Source organism: Paenibacillus silvestris (assembly GCF_009882985.1).
GTDB classification, from domain to species: Bacteria; Bacillota; Bacilli; order Paenibacillales; family NBRC-103111; genus Paenibacillus_E; species Paenibacillus_E silvestris.
This window is the reverse complement of the sequence record NZ_WTUZ01000010.1, coordinates 1,154,490-1,173,377: the sequence shown is the minus strand read 5'-3', so window position 1 is coordinate 1,173,377 and position 18,888 is coordinate 1,154,490. Positions and strand designations below refer to the sequence as shown.

The following is an 18,888-nucleotide window of genomic DNA, read 5'->3' as shown; positions in this document are numbered from 1 at the left end:
GGAGAGTTGTATGAAAAGAATCATTAGAAACAAAAAATTGCCGGCGATGCTGCTGGCAATCGCGACGGTACTGAATGTATCGAGCATGGGTGCTTTGACGGCCATTGCAGCTCCGCCAGGTGACGCAAACATACTGAAAAGCGAGAAGATTTCCTCAGGCGTCCACTTTACCTCGGAGGAATACAATAACTACTATAAACCGAACAATCGCGTAGTCGTTAACCGTCTGGATATTAATCCGGCCGATTCGAACACGAGGATCATTACTGCCAAGGCGTATGATACCATCAGTGCCGTAGAAACAATAGGCGATCAGGCAAACCGCGAAATTTTGAAAGGCAATCAAGTCATTGCCGGAGTTGACGGCGATTTTTACGATATCGATCCGGCATCCGGAAATCCGCTCGGGTTAATGATGAAGGACGGCGAGCTGATTGTAAGCCAGATGCCAGGCGATAACGATCGTATCAGTTTTTATATGGATACCGCAAATAAGCCCGAAATTAAGGAAGTTCATGCTGAAGGAACATTCTCGGTTACGGGGGCCGTCTACGGCGTAAACCTGCTTAACCGAAACCAGGCTGTCAATAACGCTTTAGTCATCCATACGAGCAAAGTTACGAAAACGCGTAAAATGACGCATAACTATGCTACGGACAAAGGCAAGTCCGTGTTCGCGTTGATCCGCGTGGGCAACAATTTCGACGGCGTTCATCCGGGGCAAACTTACACGGGTACTGTTGTTAACGTAACGTCGACAGAAGGCTTCGATATTCCTGACGACTCCGTCGTTCTGGAAGGCGTAGGCACGTCGAAATCAATCGTCCAGGCGTTGCAGGCGAACACCGAGGTTAGCTTTACATACGATTTACACGTAGGCAATGATGCCGCGAACCAAGATATCTTGAACAACAATATCGTGACTTCAATCACCTCTAACGCATGGCTTGTACGTGATGGCGTAGCAGTGACGACCGGCGATCCGGCCGCTAACGCGCGTACGGCATTAGGCATGAAGGCAGATGGAAGCCTTGTCGTGGTAACCGTAGACAAGCCAAGCACTAATTATACGGGGAGCATTGGAACAGGTCTTCCCGATCTTGGGAAATATTTATTAGAAGCAGGAGCTGTCAATGCGCTAAATCTGGACGGCGGCGGTTCGACGGAGATGATCGTACGCCAAGCAGGCAGCGATCGTCCGGTAACCGTCAGCCATCCTGGCGATGTCAATGGCTCCAGACTCGTTTCCAGCTCCTTGTTATTCGTCAGCACGGCGACGAAAGGCACGAAGGTCGGCAACGTGGTCGTCGATAAGAACATGACGCTCTACACTGGCTCGAAATACGATTTCGCCTATCGTTTGGCGGATGAATTCGGCAATCCGATCTCCAGCGGCAACGGTCCTGCAACTTGGGCGTCAACCATTGGAAGCGTCGATCCGAATGGCCACTATATCGCGAATACCGGAGTGGGCACGGGAGAAGTCTCCGCGACAGTCGACAACGTGAAAGGAAGCGCGAAAGTGTCGGTCGTGGATGCCGTGTCTACCCTTGCTTTGACGAGCACCAACGTAGTTATGAACAATAACGCGAAAAAGCAGTTCGGATTTGTTGCTACCGATGCAACCGGGGGCCAGGTTTACATCGACCCTTCCGTGGCAACGTGGAGTCTTTCCGGCAGTATCGGTACAGTGAACGAGAGCGGTTTGGTCACATCTAACGATAGTAACGGAACGGCAACGCTAACGGCAACGGTTGCGGGTAAGACGTTAACAACACAAGTTACGGTCGGTATCAAAGAGCAGGTCATCGACAATTTCGAGACGTACCCGATCGAAGGTTACCATCTAAGCGGAATCGGCTTTAACAGTGTTTCCCAATATGCGGGAAGCGCAGGAACAAGCCCGTACTTGAGCATCTCGTCGGCGGTTAAGCATTCGGGAAGCAAAAGCTTTAAAATGGATTATGACCTTAGTAAGTGGACAAACAAAAATTCGAACGGAACGCTGAACTGGATCCCGCACTGGTATAAGGGTGCGAAATGGTCCGATGCTCTTGCGGATCAAATGCTTTCCACGTATAAGACTGAAGTTTATCCGAAAAAATTCGGGATTTGGGTATACGGGGACGGCAAGGCTCCTTGGTTAAGGGCGATATTTAAAGATTCATCCGGCGGCGCGGATAAAACGCTCGACCTAACAACGGAAACAGACGATATTAACTGGGTTGGTTGGAAGTATTTGGAAGTACCTTTCCCTGAAGGCTGGAAGTTACCGATTACGCTTAACTATTTGTATATGGTTGAGACAACAAAATCGAAGCCGGCATATTCCGGAACGGTCTATTTCGATGATATGAAATTTATTTATACGGACGAGGTTACGGATACTAGCGGTCCGGAGTTTACTGAAACTAGTCCTTCGTCGGAAGGCTTATTCAGTAATACCCTTGATTTCTCGACTACGATTACCGATAGTCTCTCCGGGGTAGACGAGAACAAAATAACGGTTAAAATCAATGACGTGGATTATAAGGATTACACTTATGATAAAGTCACGGGTCGACTTAGTTTCAAATTGGAAAATCTAGCGCAAGGGGATTACAGAGTATTCGTAGACGCCTACGACAAAGCGTTAACCCCCAATGAATCAGTTCCATATATCGACAAAACGTATCACGTGGATTTGACACCGGATGAGGAAGCTCCGACATTGACAGACGTAACACCTACGAAGGACGTCATGGTCAAAATTCCGACGCCGAGGGTCACGTTCAAACTATTGGACAGCAAGTCGCAAGTAGATCCGCAGAGCATCTCCGTTAAGATGAATAATATCGAGCTGCCTGTCTATTACGACGCCAACACGGGTTGGGGATATGCCGAACCGACAAGCGACTTGGCGAATGGCGAGTATGCTTTAAGAATCAATGCTCGGGATAAAGCCGGGAACGCGATGCCGACTTATAAGGATCAATTGACTTTGGCTTCGATCCCTCAACCGCAAGATGGAGATAACTTCAAAATCTCGATGATTCCGGACACGCAAGGCAACGCGTTTACCGATAAATTGTTCGCCAAGGTTGCAGCGGATGATACTTCGTTAGTCATGCACATGGGGGATATCGTGGATGACGGTTCCCAACTGCAATACGATCAAGCGTCGGGCTTCGTCAACAAGTATTTCGGGGACCCAGGTTCTAAACCATTCTTCGTATTGGCGGGTAATCATGAAGCGTTCCAGAACACCTTGGATATCTACTATAAGAAATTCGGTTCTCCGACGATGCATTTCGACTACGGGGATACATTGATTATCATGCTGAACTCGGCATACATCCAAAGTCTTACCTTGTCGGATTCCACCCAGTTCCATTGGTTGGAAGAAGTTTTGAAGAAGAATACGAAGAAAAACGTTATCGTTTATGACCATGTCATTACGCGCGACGCATTCGGCACAAAGCATGAAATGGATCCGAAGGACGCTGCGAAATACGAGTCTATTCTAAGCAATTACAAGATTGAGCATCCAGATGCGGATATCTACAGCATTTTTGGACATTTGCATTCTCTTCAAACTTGGGATGTCGGCGGAGTCAAATACATCATTACGGGTAACGGCGCCGATAAGACGTACCTCCCGCATAGCGATGGAGATTTGCTAGGCACAGGTAAGATGACGGTTTCGGGCGGCAAAATGAAGTACACTTTCGACCCTCTTTTGACGAAGGTTTACATTCATAACGACGCGATTATTTCGGGCAAAATGAACACGGTCATCGGATCCCAAGTCCAAATGGATTTGTTCGGGGATTTCAGAGAGTATCCTGCAAATTACTTGACTCAAATCAATAACCGCAAATTAGTTGGGATTGACTGGAAATCCAGCAACGAAGACGTAGCTTCCGTGGATACCAATGGTGTTATAACTTCGAAGTCTTCCGGTACGGCAATCATTACGGCAACATCCGGAGGAAAGAGCAATTCTGTTTCGGTCGAGACGATTAAGCCTACGGACGTCAATCCGGTCAAACTTGAACTGTCCGTTCCTGCGGAAACGGAAGTCGGCGACACGTTCATCCCGACGATTAAAGCAACCAACGCTTACGGCGTGGGTTACGCCCTTGACGCGAAGGACGTTACCTTCAGCTTCAAGAACGGAAAGGCACACTTGCAAGAAGATGGAGTTATCGTGGCAGATGCCGAAGGCGACGAAGAAATTACGGTTACGTTTAGCGGTTTGAATGCGACGGCCATCGCCAAAATCATTGCTAAGCCGACTCCGCCTCCAGCTCCAGGAAAACCAGTCAAGATCGAGATGTCCGTTGATCCATCTATTGAACTTGGTAAACAAGTCATTCCAACGATTAAAGGAACCGATGCTTACGGTACAGTTTCTGAGATTGATACGAAAGACGTCACTTTCAGCTTCAAGAATGGATTCATCGTTCAAGAAAATGGCATGTTGATTGCGAAAGTAGTAGGAGAAGAGGAAATTACTGCTGCATTAGATGGTTTGACAGCTGTTGCAAAAGTAACCATTAGACCTAAGGCTGATAATGATGATGATACTAATAATGGCTCTAGTGGATCTATTCCTACAGCACCTCCTGTAGGCGGAAAAGATGAACCTGTTGATTTATTGAAGGACAGCGTTGTATCTTCCGATCTTTTTGCTGAATTCAGCAAAGTAAAAGGCCAGACAAAAACATTTGTAGGTAGTGATTACAAATGGACTGTTCGTTCGGAGGATATTACAAATCCGACAGGTTCAGATCATTTTGACTTAGGCGTAAGTCTCGTAAATCTTGCTCCTGTTGGGAAGATCATGACGCCGGTTCAAGTGAGTAAAAGTAAAGTCGTGTTAGGTCTTTCCCTTAATCAACAAGGTGCATTACCAGGGAAAATGACGCTAGAAACGAAAGCAGGCAAAGAACAAGCAGGCAAAAAGCTGTTCTTCTACGCGGTAAATTCCGCAGATCAAGCTCCTGTACTTGTATCCGAGCTTACTGTGGGCGAAAACGGAGAAGTTGCGATTCCGTTCACAACGTCAACTGCAGCTGAGTATTTGTTGACGTCGCAAAAAATTCTTGATTTCAAAGATGCTGATGAGCACTGGGCAAAATCGGATATTTATTATCTGACTGGCAAAGACATTATCAGCGGAGTAAGCGACAATCAGTTCTCTCCGAATAATGAAATTACACGTGGCGAATTTGTAAAACTTATCGCAGGTGCCGCAGGTGTGGATGTATCCGCCTATACGAACAGCACATTCGCAGATGTTAAGTCTACTGATTGGTATGCGCCGTACGTTGCATGGGCAGAGAAAAATAAAGTAGTCAATGGAATCGACGCAGAATCTTTTGCACCAAATGCGAAAATTTCCAGGGAACAAATGGCTGTTATCCTTATCCGTTTGACCAATCTCGTTGGATATAAGTTGGAAAGCAACGTAACACCGAATCAGTTCGGGGACGAAGCGAGTATTTCCTCTTATGCGGTTGAAGCGGTGAGTTTCGCGCAACAAGCTGGGATTATTAACGGATTGCCGAACAACCGATTTGCACCTGCTCAGAGTGCAACTAGAGCTGAAGCAGCTAAGATGCTTGCGACGTTGCTCAAAGCAATGGAAAAGAAAAATTAAGCTTTGAATGAATGGACAAAACGATCGCTCTCCGGAGCGATCGCTTTGCATTTGTCTTTGATTAATTCTTCGGCCAAACAACTTAAACGAGGTGGAGACATGAGCGAAACAACTCCTAACAGCTTAACTTTCCTAGGTACAACAGGTGCTATTCCCGATAGTGGAAATGATTCCCCCTGCCTGATCATTAATCGCGATATGCTGATAGATACAGGATGGCACTCGATACACACCATGCGGACATTGGGATTCGATCCCCTGGAGATTCGGTATGTGGTGTTCACTCATTTTCATCATGATCATTACATGTCGCTACCTTCGTTACTCTATTATTGGATGTCCAGAGGAGAGCATTTAAGCCAGTTAACCATTGCCGGTCCAATGGAAGATCTGGAGAGAATTGTTGGATTTGCTCTAGCTTTTTTGGAAAATGAGAAGGGATTTTCGCATAAAGGACAGCCTAAACTGATTCCTTTAAGAGCGGGTGAAAGCTTCCATACAGAGCGTTTTCATATACATACTTGCCGGACGATTCATCCGGTGGCAGGGCTCTGCTATCGCTTCGAGGATCGAAGATCAGCGGAAGTTTTCTCGTACACAGGCGATACGGCTTATTCCGAGCACATCATCGATCATGTGAAGGGCAGTTCTGTGCTCATTCATGAAACGGCGATGGGGCCACATGCAGCGGACCCGGGTAATAACAGATATTTGCATGCCGGAGCTGTTGACGCAGCGAAAGTGGCGTTAGAGGCTGGAGTGAAAACTCTGTATTTGATCCATACGAGTATCCAACGTTCGGAGGCGTGTGTGCAGGCGGCTAAGCGTATTTTTGGAGGCCAGGTTATTTGGCCGGAAGTAGGAAATACGGTTATTATTTGATTTTACAGAGGAAGTGGCATCGTGCGTATCGTCGTCTTGGGGGATTTTCATATTCACCCGAAAGAGCATCATTTGACTGAAAAAGCTATCGAACATATCAATAGCTGTAAGCCAGATTTGGTTATCCCGTTAGGTGACTTCGGGTGCCATTCTACGATAGGCAGTGTGGAAGGACTTGAGCAGGGGTACCAATTTCTGAGAGAATTGAAGTCGCAGGTTCGCCCTATTCTGGGTAATCATGATCTTCAAAGAGAGACAGGCCCTGGGAAGCAATTAAAAGGAACCATGGCCCGAAAGCTGGCCGAGTTGTACCAGCTTGATGAAGAAAATGGCGTGATGGAATATGAGCATTTTAGATTATTTTTTGTAGGAACGGACCCTCAACCGCGGGAATCCTGCTATCAGATACAAGAGTGTTATGTGACGGATGAGCATTTTGCATGGATCGAGTCGAAGCTTAAGGAACGACCGGAGGTGCCCTGTATTTTCTTTACCCATGCTCCTCCAGTTGGCGCGGCATTAAGAACGGTCCCGCTTGTACATGTTCGAGCGACGAATGCGTATCTGGACCAGAACCATCACTTTGACAGATGGCCGCAACTCATTCAGGATTATCCTTCTATTAAAATGTGGTTCTCCGCTCATTATCATTTAGGACATGATTTTGAAGATTCCAGCACGTATCGGAATGGCGTTACTTTTTTTCATACGGGCGTGCACAGCTCTTACACCCGAGATGGTAAGAGACATTCGCGCGTCATTGATATGGATAAAGGCGTGATTCGTGTCTCTACGCTGGATCATGAGACTGGCGATGTGCGTATGCAGCCGGATTGGTCCAGTCTTTTTAACATATGGAGTATGGGTGATGGCAGCTCTGGTAGAAATTCAATAGAGTACGTTCGGGGAGAACTATCATGCGGGATTGGCGGAAGAGATACTAACATAACAAAGCTTGTAACGATGAATGAGAATCGCTTATTAGCTGTAACGAGTGACGGGTTTATGTGGGAAGTTGATTATAAGTTGGAAGCTGTTTTTGGAACCCATCATATCGGAGATCCGGTTCATTCTGCTGTAATTTCGGAAGATGGCTTATGGAAAGCATGGGGGAGATCCTTGAAGAAAAGCGATCCATGTGATCCATACCGCTTTGTTCGGGAACTGTCAGAGACGGAAATAGGCGAGGTACTCCTTCTCCCTGAGGAAATTTCAGCATTGGCGCAGCGACATGGAGGAGGAGTTTGGGCTGCATGTGGCAGAGATCTCTTTGAAGTCATAGGATCAACCTATTCGTTAGTTCAAACGTTCAGAGAAAGAATTGTCCAAATAACTGCTGAAGGTGGGAAACTTATTCTTTTAGATGAACAGGGTCATTTGATGAAGCGGGATGGTACATGCTATGAGGCTGCTGTTCTCGCGTGGGATGGGGTGGTCTGTTTAGGTGGAGAAAGATTTGTTCTACTGAGCGCTGGGAGCGTGTATGCGCGGAGTAGCGGCACAGGCTGGTTCGAGCAGAAACCCGGTCGTTTAGTAACTGCGATTTCGAGGGTGCATGGACTTGGTCCTCTTCACTTCGCAGTTGCTTTGGAAGCAACGGATGAGGATCCTCGTTCGCTGGTGCAAATCTGGGAGATATCCCTTCCATAGCTGTAAAAAAGGGAAAACCGCGTTGATCGCGGTTTTTTTTGCGTTCCAGAGGGAACTGTAGTCCGTTATATCTCTGGAAAAGCACGTGTTCCACAGTTGGGGGGAACTACGTTCCGCTATTTCGGAGATTTCTGCTGTTAAACGCAGGATGCCGGACAAATAAGGCCTTGTAGTTCCGTCTAAAGTGGAAATAGCCTATTTTGCCTTAAAATAAGGGACTACAGTTCCCTGAGTGACTTCAATGATTCGTGTAAACCTGATTATTCTCAAATAAATTCCTAACCTGTTCAGCCATAAATTGCGTGGAATGCGGCATTTGATGACGAATCCACCACTCCACAATGCCAATAAAGGCGGAGGCCATGAACTGGGCTTTTAACTCATGATCGATATCAGGCTGATTGTCCGGCCTTTTCATTTTAACCATTAAATTGACGGAGATGAAATTCAGCAGCTGTTCCCGGAACAGAAAGACTCTTTGATTGGAGAACATGGCAGAGAAGAACGGGAAATGATCGCGGAAATAATCGAAGATCGGTTTGGGATCCTGCACCATTCCTTGTTTATCCTTATGGGCCTCTCGTTTCGTACAGAGCGATATCAATTCGTTAATGTGATCTTCAATGCATTTGTCCAAAAGATCATATTTGTCACTATAATGCAGATAAATGGTGCCGCGGTTCACATTGGCGCGTTCTGCAATCTCGTTGATGGTGATTTGTTCAAACTCTTTTTCCGAAAATAGCTCCAGAAAAGACTTGATGATGGATTGTTTGGATCTGAGAATGCGGCGGTCCGTTTTTACAGTGGTTTCCATATCTTGCGTTACCTCCTTCCGATAATCAACAATCGTGTGCGTGGTGTTGGATATGTAACAAATGCACAGCAATCAACCATTGAGTAATCGGGCCTTCTGTCTATAATATTAATCAACGGCCGTTAAATATTCAACACGCGTTTTATAAATAAGAAAATGAAGGAGTGTTTAACGATGGAAAACATACAAGATAAAGTGGTTATTATTACGGGAGCATCGAGTGGGATAGGTGAAGCTACAGCGAAGCTGTTAGCCCAGCATGGCGCAAAGGTGATTTTGGCTGCGAGAAGAGAGGAACGTCTGCATGCGATTGTAGCTGAAATCAAACAGAGTGGCGGAGAGGCTGTATCTGTCAAAGCAGACGTCGCTTCAGCGGAAGATATGCAGCAATTGGCCAAATTTGCCTTAAGTGCGTATGGTCGAATTGATGTGTTGGTGAACAATGCAGGCGTCATGCCGAGCTCGAGGATGAATGAATTAAGAGTAGCCGAATGGGATCAAATGATCGATGTGAACATCAAAGGGGTGTTATACGGCATCGCAGCGGTACTGCCAACCATGAGGGAGCAGCAGGCCGGCCATATCATCAATCTGTCCTCCACTTCCGGTTATCAAGTGTCACCGACATCAGCTGTATACGCGGCTACGAAGTTCGCTGTTAGAGCCATCTCGGAAGGCCTGCGACTTGAAGAATCAGCGGCTTCGAATATCAGATCTACCGTAATTGCTCCGGGTCTGACGAAGACCGAACTTTTTGACAGCATTACAAGCCCTGAAGTGCAGGCAATAGCCGGTCAAATAAGCGGCTTAGGCATTTCACCATACAGCATTGCCAGAGCCATCGCTTTTGCCGTTAATGAACCTGATGATACGTTGATCAGCGAAATCATGGTAAGGCCGACCGCGTTAGCTTGATCATCTTGAGAATCAGCAAAGAGAGGCTGCCGACAACAAACGGTCGGCAGCCTTTATGTCATACATGGTTTCTTGTACTTTGGATACACTTCTAACATAGGTACTACTTGAAAATGTGATAAATAACATCCTGCAGTGTTTTATTTCTTAGCTCATTTTCCATAGCCAATTTCACACTTGCAAAGGTTTTATCCAAAGTTTGTTGAATTTCCCGACCTACCGTACAATTCGGATTGGGATTATCATGGATATTGAAAATCTCTGATTCCAATTGAACGGACTTGTATATATCATATAAGCTGATCTCGCTTGGACTTTTGGTTAATGCAAACCCGGCGACTCCTACTCTTGACGATAATAACCCGGATTTTTTCAACATGCTGGTAATCCTTCTAATCACAACGGGATTCGTTGAGACGCTTCCCGCGATCATGTCGGAAGAAGCCTTAGGGTCCGAATGAACTAGAGACAAAATATGAATAGCAACGGAAAGACGTGTGTTAACCATGAATATCACCCCACAAGGTGTCATAATGAAAGTATGAGGTTTCTTTCTACTCGACACATTTACCCCATTATAGCAGAAAAACTAGCGTCTAGCTTCTCCGCTGTCATGGCGCCGCTACAAGAGGCTGTCCCTGGTCGAATAGCGGGAAAAACTCCCTTTATTTCAAGCTAGTCCTTGCTATAAAAACGTAATAACTGGAAAAAATCTCGTTAATTCACTTGTCTTGACCCTGTTTCAAGCTCAATCGCCTGCATTAACTGGAGAAATTCGATTTATTCATGTCTGAGCTGTGTTATTGGGCGATTTAGCGGTAGTATTTCCAGTTCATCTGAAGAGGCGCTCCCAAAAGTGCAAAAAAAGGCTGCCTCTCGGTCATTAAATGACTTTGGGGACAGCCCATGGCTGGGTTTTCTCTACTTCATTCAAAAAACCCGTTTCTTCCAAAAAATAAAAGCCGTTGTACCAGAAAGAAGGATCGAAATCAGGATAGCAACCAAGAAGGCATGAGGACCTGCCTGATAGGGAATCGCTACATTCATCCCATAGAAACTAGCAACAATCATTGGCAATGATAATATGATCGTCACAGATGTCAGAAATTTGATCACAACATTCAAATTATTGGAAGTAACGGAAGCGAAAGCATTCATCATGCTGCTCAAAATTGTGCTGTAGGTTTCAGCCAATTCAATGGCTTGCTGATTCTCAAGCATCACATCTTCCAATAACTCGCGATCGTCTTCCCCAATTTTCAAGAAGTGATGGCGAAGCATTTTTTGCATAACCATATGGTTAGATTTCAGTGAAGTTGTAAAGTAAATTAAGCTTTTCTCTAAATTTAGCAATGAAAAAAGCTCTTTATTTTTCTTGGATTGGAGCAATTCATTCTCAATTTCATTCATCATTTTGCTAATCTGCTTCAGATATCTCAAGTAAAGCAGGGTGATTACATACAGGACTTGAAGTGAAAAATTTGTTTTTTTATTCGTGTAGAAATGCTTCACTTTTTTATGAATAAATTGATTCATGATCGGATGTTCGGTTGAACAGACCATAACAATGCAATCGCCAGTTAGGATGATGCCTAGTGGGACAGTCTCATAAATAAGTTGATTTTTCTCGTTTTTGGTGATGTTAGGCATATCAATCATAATTAGTGTATGCTTATTTTCTTTTTCAATTCTCGCACGTTCTTCTCCATCCAAAGGAGCTTTAATGAAATCAATTGGAATACCAAGTGTATGAGCAACATGCGTCATTTCTTGCCCGCTTGGAGCGACCATATGAATCCAACACCCATAACCGATCTGATTATTTTTAAATAGCATGCCGTTTTCATTGTTGGAATAGATGTTGTACATAAGATAGCCTCCTCTGATGAGGAAGTCATTCATGAACCCATTCGTAAAAGAGTTGATGTTTAACCGTAATCAGTCTCTCCTGATCAGATAGATGCATGACTTCCCTGTGATGATGTTTGGGTTCAGGTTCGCTGCAACTTCGACTTCGCATTAAACGTTCAACTCCTTTCATGGGATGAATGAAATGCCTAATTCACTGAATAATTGTAACGCAGATTCCTATAAAGATGAGGTAAAAAATCCATAGCAAACGTATAAAAATAAAGTAAAAATGAAATTCGTCTGATTTTCAATCCAATAAGGTTCGGGTTCAGATTCACTGAAATTTGTGAAAAACGGAAGAAAACCAAAGCATTTTCATAGAAAATGAAAGTGTCTACTAATTGGACGCGTTTTCATATGCGAAATACGTCAAAAAGCCTGAATAGCGTGCGACAACCGTGTTTTACAAAGATTGCTAAAAAGCGTAACATTCGTTCCAAGAACTTCACATGAAGTTCCAAACGCTGCTTAGAAGCTCGAGCGTAGAGATTCTCTGCTCTTAGGCTTCTTTTTGCTGTTCAAAAATTTGAGGAGTCTCTTCCTAGGGTGGGTCCGCATGAATCAAAGGTTGAAGCATTTATTTCATTCGAAAATGGTCGTTAGAGCCCTTGTAGAACCTTTTTTGAAGTTGAATCCAAAAGTGATGATCAAGAATCCAGTGCTATTCGTACTGGAAACAGCTACCTTCGTCATTGGTTTACTCATTGTATTTCCGCACTATTTTCACTCCGAGAATCAAATGTCCTTTAACATCACGGTATTTTTCATTCTTTTGTTTACGATATTATTTGCGAATTTTGCTGAGGCCTTAGCGGAGGGGAGAGGTAAGGCGCACGCGGATAGTTTGATCAAAACAAGAAAGGAATTAAAGGCCAAACGGCTATCCCAAGATGGCCTTATCCAGGTGGTTGCCGGAACGGAACTGCGCAAAGGTGATCTTGTGCTAGTCGAAATGGGTGATTATATTCCCGGAGACGGCAAAATAGTGGAAGGCATCGCTGCGATCGACGAATCTTCGGTTAATGGGGAGTCGGCTGTCGTTATTAGAGAGGCGAATAGTGAATATAGTGCTGTAATTGGCGGAACCATCGTGGTTAGTGATTGGATTAAAGTTGAGATTACCGTCGACCCTGGTCACTCCTTCCTGGATCGGATGGTCCAGATGGTGGTAGGGGCGAGGCGGCAGAAATCACCGAACGAAATCGCATTGACGACATTGCTGACGGTGTTAACGCTGATCTTCTTAATCGTCGTGGTTACCTTGTATCCATTGGCTGCATTTGTGGGTGTTCATCTGGAGGTGTCTACGTTAATTGTCCTTCTCGTATGTCTAATCCCAACGACAATCGGAGGATTGCTGTCCGCCATTGGCATCTCGGGCATTGACCGTGTCACCCGCATCAACATATTGGCGAAATCGGGGAAAGCCGTTGAGGCGGCTGGTGATATTAATACCGTCATTCTGGACAAGACGGGAACGATCACTTTCGGTAACCGGATGGCTTGCGCCTTTTATCCCGTTGCCGGCGCATCTCAGGAGCAGCTAATGGAAGCAGCGGTGCTTACTTCTTTGTTTGATGACACACAGGAAGGGCGATCTATCGTAGATCTGGCCAAGCGGCATCATATAACGGGCGATCTCAGAGCCTATCAGGGTGAAGTGATTTCCTTCGCAGCTGAAGAGCGGATGAGCGGGTTAAACTTGAATGGCAGCTTTTTTCGAAAAGGGGCGGTTAGTGCAATTTGCAGTTATGTCACTGTCAGGGGCGGCCATATTCCTGAGGAGCTCGAGGAAATCAATGCTTTTATTGCGCGAGAAGGCGGGACACCACTTGCCGTAAGCAAGGATAATTACATACTTGGGCTTATTTACTTGAAAGATACGATCAAGCCGGGCATTCGCGAACGATTGCAATTTCTGCAGCAGATGGGGATTCGAACGATCATGTGTACAGGGGATAATCCGCTGACGGCTGCAACTATTGCGAAAGAGGTTGGCGTTGATACCTATTATGCCGAAAGTAAACCGGAGGATAAATTACGGATTGTCCGGGAGGAGCAAAGCGAAGGGAAGCTTGTCGCCATGACGGGCGATGGGGTTAACGACGCTCCAGCTTTGGCTCAAGCGGATGTAGGTATTGCGATGAGCAGCGGAACATCAGTCGCCAAAGAGGCAGCCAATATGGTCGATCTGGATTCGGATCCAACGAAGATCCTGGATGTGATTTCGATTGGCAAACAGCTGCTTATTACACGTGGAGCCGTGACCACGTTCAGCATTGCGAATGATTTCTCCAAGTATTTTGCAATCATACCTGCGATGTTTGCAGGGGATCTCCCGGAGCTGCAGGTTTTTAATATTATGCATTTGCAATCACCAACGAGTGCCGTACTTTCCGCGCTCATCTTTAACGCAATTATCATTCCGGTCTTGATCCCTGTTGCCTTGAAAGGTGTTTCCTACAAGCCCATGAGCGCGAATCAACTGCTTAGTCGGAATTTAGTCATCTATGGCGCCGGGGGCATCATTTTACCCTTCCTGGGGATTAAGATTATCGATTTTCTCCTGCATATTTTCTTTGAACAACTATAAGACTGGAGTACATAAGGATGGATAAGCTACTAGACATCAGAAAAAAAGAAGAAGGAAAAAAGACTTCTTTTCGCATCGTATCTATGTATGTACTGCTCGCTTGCCTGCTGCAAATTGCCAATAAAATGGGGGCTTCTTATCTATCTTTCAGCTTGATGATCATTGTAACGGCCTACCTGCTGTACATGATGATTCAGCGTAATATAGCGAAGGTTAACCAGATAGAGACATTACAGCTGAAACGAGAGGAACAGAAAATACGTTCAACCTTGGAAAGTATTCAAGACGGCTATTATGAAATTACGATGACTGGCAGCTTCTTAGTCTTTAATCATTCGCTCGTAGAGCTGCTAGGCAAGGTAGAGAAGGAATTGTTAGGCTGTCAAATTGCGGATTTCATGAGTGCGGAAGATGCCAAAAAACTGAAACAGGCTTATCAATGGGTAGCGCATACCGGAACGGCTGTCAATTGTGTGGAATGGGAGGTTATTCGCGAGGATGGCACACGTAAATGTGTGGAAGCCTCCATTGTCCTAATCCTGGATGCACAAGACTCGGCGCCGACAGGCTTCCGGGGGATTATTCGAGATATTAGCGACCGCAAAGATTCGGAGAGAATGTTAGAGGAAAGTAGATTTCGGTATAAATCTTTGGTTGATCATAATCCCGATCTCGTTTGTTCATTTGAGTTAAATGGTCTGGTTACAGCTATTAATCCGGCAACGGAGAAAATAACGGGATATTCGGCGAATCAACTAGTTGGCACTTCCTGCACGCATCTCCTGAGTGTACGGCCAAGATCTACTTATGTAAGACCCTTTATGCTAGCTAAAAAAGGGCTATCCGCTAGTTTCGAAATTTCTATCGCTCATAAACGGGGTTTTCCAGTCGATTTGCACATTCGATTTGTTCCAATCATCGTCGACAGCCAAGTGGTCGGTGTATTTGCGATTGGCAAAGATATTACAGAACATAAGCAAGCTGAGGAAACGATCAATCATATGGCCTACCATGATGCGCTCACCGATCTGCCGAATCGTCGTTTGTTTACGGATCACCTGACCAAGAGCTTGGAGCAGGCGGAGCGCGGGAGACATAAGCTTGCCGTGTTGTTTCTGGATTTAAATCGATTCAAATATATCAATGATTCTTTGGGCCATGCCTTTGGCGACACGCTGCTGCAAACGATAGCCAAACGTCTATTAAGCTCAGTTGGTCATCATGGCACTATAGCACGAATGGGTGGAGACGAGTTTACGATTTTGCTGCCAGTCCTCAAACAGGAGAGCTTTATTCTTTTCATTGTCAAAGAAATTATAGAGGCGATTAATCGTCCGATTGTTATTGAAGGTCTTGAATGTTCGGTTACAACGAGTATTGGTATTAGCTTGTATCCAAATGATGGACAGGATGCCAAAACGTTGATGATGAATGCGGACTCGGCCATGTATCGGGCTAAGGAAAGTCACCGCAATCAATATGAATTTTTCACACCGACGATGAGTGTCCAAGCTTCTGAGAGGCACACGATTGAGCAGGAGCTCCGTAAAGCAGTGGAGCGTAATGAATTGCTGCTGATGTACCAACCTCAACTGCAGTTCGAGACGGGTCAGATTACAGGTGTCGAGGCGCTTGTTCGGTGGCTTCATCCGAAGAGAGGTCTGGTGTCGCCGACCGAATTCATCCCGCTCGCAGAGGAAACGGGTATTATTATTCCCCTTGGCGAATGGGTGCTACGGACAGCTTGTCAGCAAAATAAAGCTTGGCAAGATGCGGGATTCGCTCCTATGCGGGTAGCCGTCAATCTCTCAGCTTATCAATTCAAGCAAGCGAATATTGTCCAGGTTGTCGCTGATATCTTGCACGAAACAGGTCTTCACCCAGCTTATTTGGAGCTGGAGATCACAGAGAGTGTCGCTATGCAAAATGCGAAACAAGTCATTGGGACTCTGGAGGAACTGAAGAAGCTGGGGATTCAAGTGTCTATTGACGACTTCGGTACAGGCTATTCTTCACTGAGTTACCTTCGAAGTTTTCCGATCGATCGACTTAAGATTGATAGATCCTTTGTCAATGACATCACCTCTACCCAGGGTGAAACGACAATTGCAGCATCGATTATCGCCATGGCTCAAAGCTTGAATCTCGAAGTTATTGCGGAAGGCGTAGAGACGGAAGTGCAGTTTGAGTTTCTGAAAAATAAAGGCTGCCATGAAATGCAAGGCTATTTCTTTAGCAAGCCGCTTCTTAAGGAGGACATGACGGGGCGTTTGGCTAGTATTCAAGGTGTTTCATAAATTTACTTGCAAAAGGAGTGAGACTTCATCGTGGTGATTATTTGTGTATTAACGGTAGCGATGCTGCTGTACCTGGCTTATGTGCTGCTGAACATTGAACAGTTCTAACAGCTAAGAATTCGTAAAGTTTTAGTTCACTGGAGGTTTTTGAAGTCATGTTAAGTCCAAGAAAAAGTCCCATTATGCTTAAAGCGCTGCTAGAGGCTGTGTTGAAATTAAATCCGATTATGATGATAAAAAGTCCTGTTATGTTTGTCGTAGAGGCAGGAGCTTTCTTGATCTTGTTCATGATTCTTTTCCCGAGTACTTTCGGTGCTGAGGGAAGGGAACTGCATAATCTTGTTATCTTTTTCATCCTGCTTTTCACCATTTTGTTTGCTAATTTTGCGGAAGCTCTGGCAGAAGGACGAGGCAAGGCGCATGCGGATCATTTGAAAAAAACGCAAATGGATTCGAAAGCGAAGCGCATTCGAAAAAATGGCGAAATGGAAACCGTCAGCTCTACGGAATTACGAAGGGGAGACATGATCCTCATTGAAAATGGTGATCTGGTACCTGGAGATGGCGAAATCATAGAGGGGACGGCTGCCATTGATGAATCGGCGATCACAGGCGAGTCCGCCCCTGTAGTCAAACGGGCGAAGAGTGACTTCAGCTCGGTTACCGGCGGAACGAAGGTTATCAGCGATTGGATCAAGGTGAGAATTACAGCTGATCCAGGGGAAACCTTTTTGGATCGGATGATTCTCTTGGTAGAGGGAGCGAAACGGCAGAGATCTCCCAATGAAGTCGCGCTGAATACCCTTCTGGTCGTGCTTACCATCATCTTTTTTATCGTTACGATCACAATGATTCCAATGGCTGGCTATTTGGGAGTTGTCATAGAAACCTCAACGCTCGTTGCTTTGCTCATCTGTCTGATCCCTACTACAATTGGTGCTCTTCTGTCGGCTATCGGCATTGCGGGCATTGATCGTGTAACCCGGTTTAACGTACTCGCGATGTCTGGCAAAGCCGTTGAAGCTGCTGGTGATGTGAGCACGATCATATTGGACAAAACGGGCACGATTACCTATGGCAATCGGAAGGCATTTCGCTTTACTCCTGTAGAGGGGATTTCCGAACAAGAACTGATTCATGCGGCGGTAGCAACCTCCATTTTCGATGAAACGCCAGAAGGTCAATCTATATTGGAATTGGCTGCAAGCATGAAAATCACTTGGAGTGAGGATCACTATGGAGCGGGAAAAGTTATTCCTTTTACAGCAGAAAGCCGAATGAGCGGTTTAATTGTTGGCGGTGAAACTTATTATAAGGGAGCCGTTGAAGAAATCGTCTCGCACATGGAACAGCAAGGTGGCCTCAGATCGCCAGAGGCGTATCGTATCAGCGAGGAAATTGCCAAGGAAGGCGGCACACCGCTGGCAGTTAGCAGAGGCAACCAATTGTTAGGCATTATTTATTTGAAGGATATGATTAAACCGGGATTGAGAGAGAAATTTGAGGATTTGCGAAAAATGGGCATTAAAACGGTTATGTGTACGGGGGATAATCAGCTAACGGCCCAAACCATTGCGCGAGAAGCTGGGGTGGATGCCTATATCGCGGAATGCAAACCGGAAGATAAAATTCGTATCGTCAAGGAAGAACAGGCGCAAGGCAAGCTAGTTGCGATGACAGGAGATGGAACGAATGATGCGCCAGCGCTGGCTCAAGCTGATGTAGGGTTGGCCATGAACAGTGGAACCATTGCGGCGAAGGAAGCTGCGAATATGGTGGATTTGGATTCGGATCCGACGAAGCTGATCCAAGTGATCTTTATCGGCAAGCAGCTGTTGATTACGCGTGGCGCGCTGACTACTTTTAGCATTGCAAACGATTTTGCCAAATATTTTGCGATACTTCCAGCCATATTGTCATCTGAAATTCCGCAGATTGAAGCACTGAATATTATGAGACTGCATTCACCGGAAACAGCCGTGATTTCATCGCTAATTTTTAATGCCATCATTATCCCCATTTTAATTCCACTGGCAGTGAAAGGCGTTAAATATTCGCCAATGAGTGCGGAAAAGCTGCTGTTTCGTAATATTTGGTTATTCGGTGTCGGGGGGATTCTTGTTCCATTCGCTGGAATCAAAGCGATTGATATGATGATGCAACTCTTTTACTAACTACA

Annotated in this window: 10 protein-coding genes; 7 read left to right on the top strand and 3 right to left on the bottom strand. The window is 45.4% G+C overall.

Annotated elements, in window-relative coordinates:
• Window positions 1–10 precede the first annotated feature (10 nt).
• The 3 genes from GQF01_RS08780 (at window position 11) to GQF01_RS08770 (ending at window position 8,176) form a co-directional block, all read left to right on the top strand.
• Window positions 11–5,644, top strand: coding sequence for an S-layer homology domain-containing protein (locus GQF01_RS08780; protein WP_161406390.1), 5,634 nt, complete (start codon window positions 11–13; stop codon window positions 5,642–5,644).
• A gap of 99 nt (window positions 5,645–5,743) precedes the next feature.
• A complete protein-coding gene (locus tag GQF01_RS08775) occupies window positions 5,744–6,526 on the top strand; it encodes an MBL fold metallo-hydrolase (protein WP_161406389.1) in 783 nt (260 codons plus the stop codon).
• Window positions 6,527–6,547: 21 nt separating this feature from the next.
• The gene (locus GQF01_RS08770; RefSeq protein ID WP_161406388.1) at window positions 6,548–8,176 is read left to right on the top strand and encodes a metallophosphoesterase family protein; all 1,629 of its coding nucleotides are present in this window, start codon (window positions 6,548–6,550) and stop codon (window positions 8,174–8,176) included.
• Between the two features lie 238 nt (window positions 8,177–8,414).
• Here the strand turns inward: GQF01_RS08770 and GQF01_RS08765 are convergent, their stop codons facing one another.
• Window positions 8,415–8,993 (bottom strand): TetR/AcrR family transcriptional regulator, encoded by a 579-nt coding sequence (locus GQF01_RS08765; RefSeq protein WP_161406387.1) that lies wholly within the window; start codon window positions 8,991–8,993, stop codon window positions 8,415–8,417.
• Window positions 8,994–9,167: 174 nt separating this feature from the next.
• Between GQF01_RS08765 and GQF01_RS08760 the strand changes: the two genes are divergently transcribed.
• Window positions 9,168–9,908 carry an SDR family oxidoreductase gene (locus tag GQF01_RS08760; RefSeq protein WP_161406386.1) on the top strand — a complete coding sequence of 247 codons (741 nt, stop codon included), beginning with the start codon at window positions 9,168–9,170 and terminating at the stop codon, window positions 9,906–9,908.
• A 103-nt stretch (window positions 9,909–10,011) separates the two neighbouring features.
• Here the strand turns inward: GQF01_RS08760 and GQF01_RS08755 are convergent, their stop codons facing one another.
• A complete protein-coding gene (locus GQF01_RS08755; RefSeq protein ID WP_161406385.1) occupies window positions 10,012–10,416 on the bottom strand; it encodes an Rrf2 family transcriptional regulator in 405 nt (134 codons plus the stop codon).
• Between the two features lie 422 nt (window positions 10,417–10,838).
• Window positions 10,839–11,777, bottom strand: coding sequence for a magnesium transporter CorA family protein (locus tag GQF01_RS08750; protein WP_161406384.1), 939 nt, complete (start codon window positions 11,775–11,777; stop codon window positions 10,839–10,841).
• Window positions 11,778–12,375: 598 nt separating this feature from the next.
• Here GQF01_RS08750 and kdpB (GQF01_RS08745) point away from each other — a divergent pair.
• The 3 genes from kdpB (GQF01_RS08745) to kdpB (GQF01_RS08735) all read left to right on the top strand — a co-directional run bounded on the left by kdpB (GQF01_RS08745) (window position 12,376) and on the right by kdpB (GQF01_RS08735) (window position 18,883).
• Window positions 12,376–14,412: a potassium-transporting ATPase subunit KdpB gene (gene kdpB / locus GQF01_RS08745; protein WP_161406383.1), complete on the top strand. Its 2,037-nt coding sequence runs from the start codon at window positions 12,376–12,378 to the stop codon at window positions 14,410–14,412.
• A 17-nt stretch (window positions 14,413–14,429) separates the two neighbouring features.
• Window positions 14,430–16,709: a sensor domain-containing protein gene (locus GQF01_RS08740; protein ID WP_161406382.1), complete on the top strand. Its 2,280-nt coding sequence runs from the start codon at window positions 14,430–14,432 to the stop codon at window positions 16,707–16,709.
• Window positions 16,710–16,864: 155 nt separating this feature from the next.
• Entirely contained in the window at window positions 16,865–18,883 is a 2,019-nt protein-coding gene (gene kdpB / locus GQF01_RS08735) for a potassium-transporting ATPase subunit KdpB (protein WP_161406381.1), read from the top strand.
• Window positions 18,884–18,888: the final 5 nt, after the last annotated feature.

Coding starts and splice junctions, on each gene's coding strand:
- GQF01_RS08780 (WP_161406390.1), top strand. CDS start 11: ATGAAAAGAATCATTAGAAACAAAAAATTGCCGGCGATGCTGCTGGCA.
- GQF01_RS08775 (WP_161406389.1), top strand. CDS start 5,744: ATGAGCGAAACAACTCCTAACAGCTTAACTTTCCTAGGTACAACAGGT.
- GQF01_RS08765 (WP_161406387.1), bottom strand. CDS start 8,993: ATGGAAACCACTGTAAAAACGGACCGCCGCATTCTCAGATCCAAACAA.
- GQF01_RS08760 (WP_161406386.1), top strand. CDS start 9,168: ATGGAAAACATACAAGATAAAGTGGTTATTATTACGGGAGCATCGAGT.
- GQF01_RS08755 (WP_161406385.1), bottom strand. CDS start 10,416: ATGGTTAACACACGTCTTTCCGTTGCTATTCATATTTTGTCTCTAGTT.
- GQF01_RS08750 (WP_161406384.1), bottom strand. CDS start 11,777: ATGTACAACATCTATTCCAACAATGAAAACGGCATGCTATTTAAAAAT.
- kdpB (WP_161406383.1), top strand. CDS start 12,376: ATGAATCAAAGGTTGAAGCATTTATTTCATTCGAAAATGGTCGTTAGA.
- GQF01_RS08740 (WP_161406382.1), top strand. CDS start 14,430: ATGGATAAGCTACTAGACATCAGAAAAAAAGAAGAAGGAAAAAAGACT.
- kdpB (WP_161406381.1), top strand. CDS start 16,865: ATGTTAAGTCCAAGAAAAAGTCCCATTATGCTTAAAGCGCTGCTAGAG.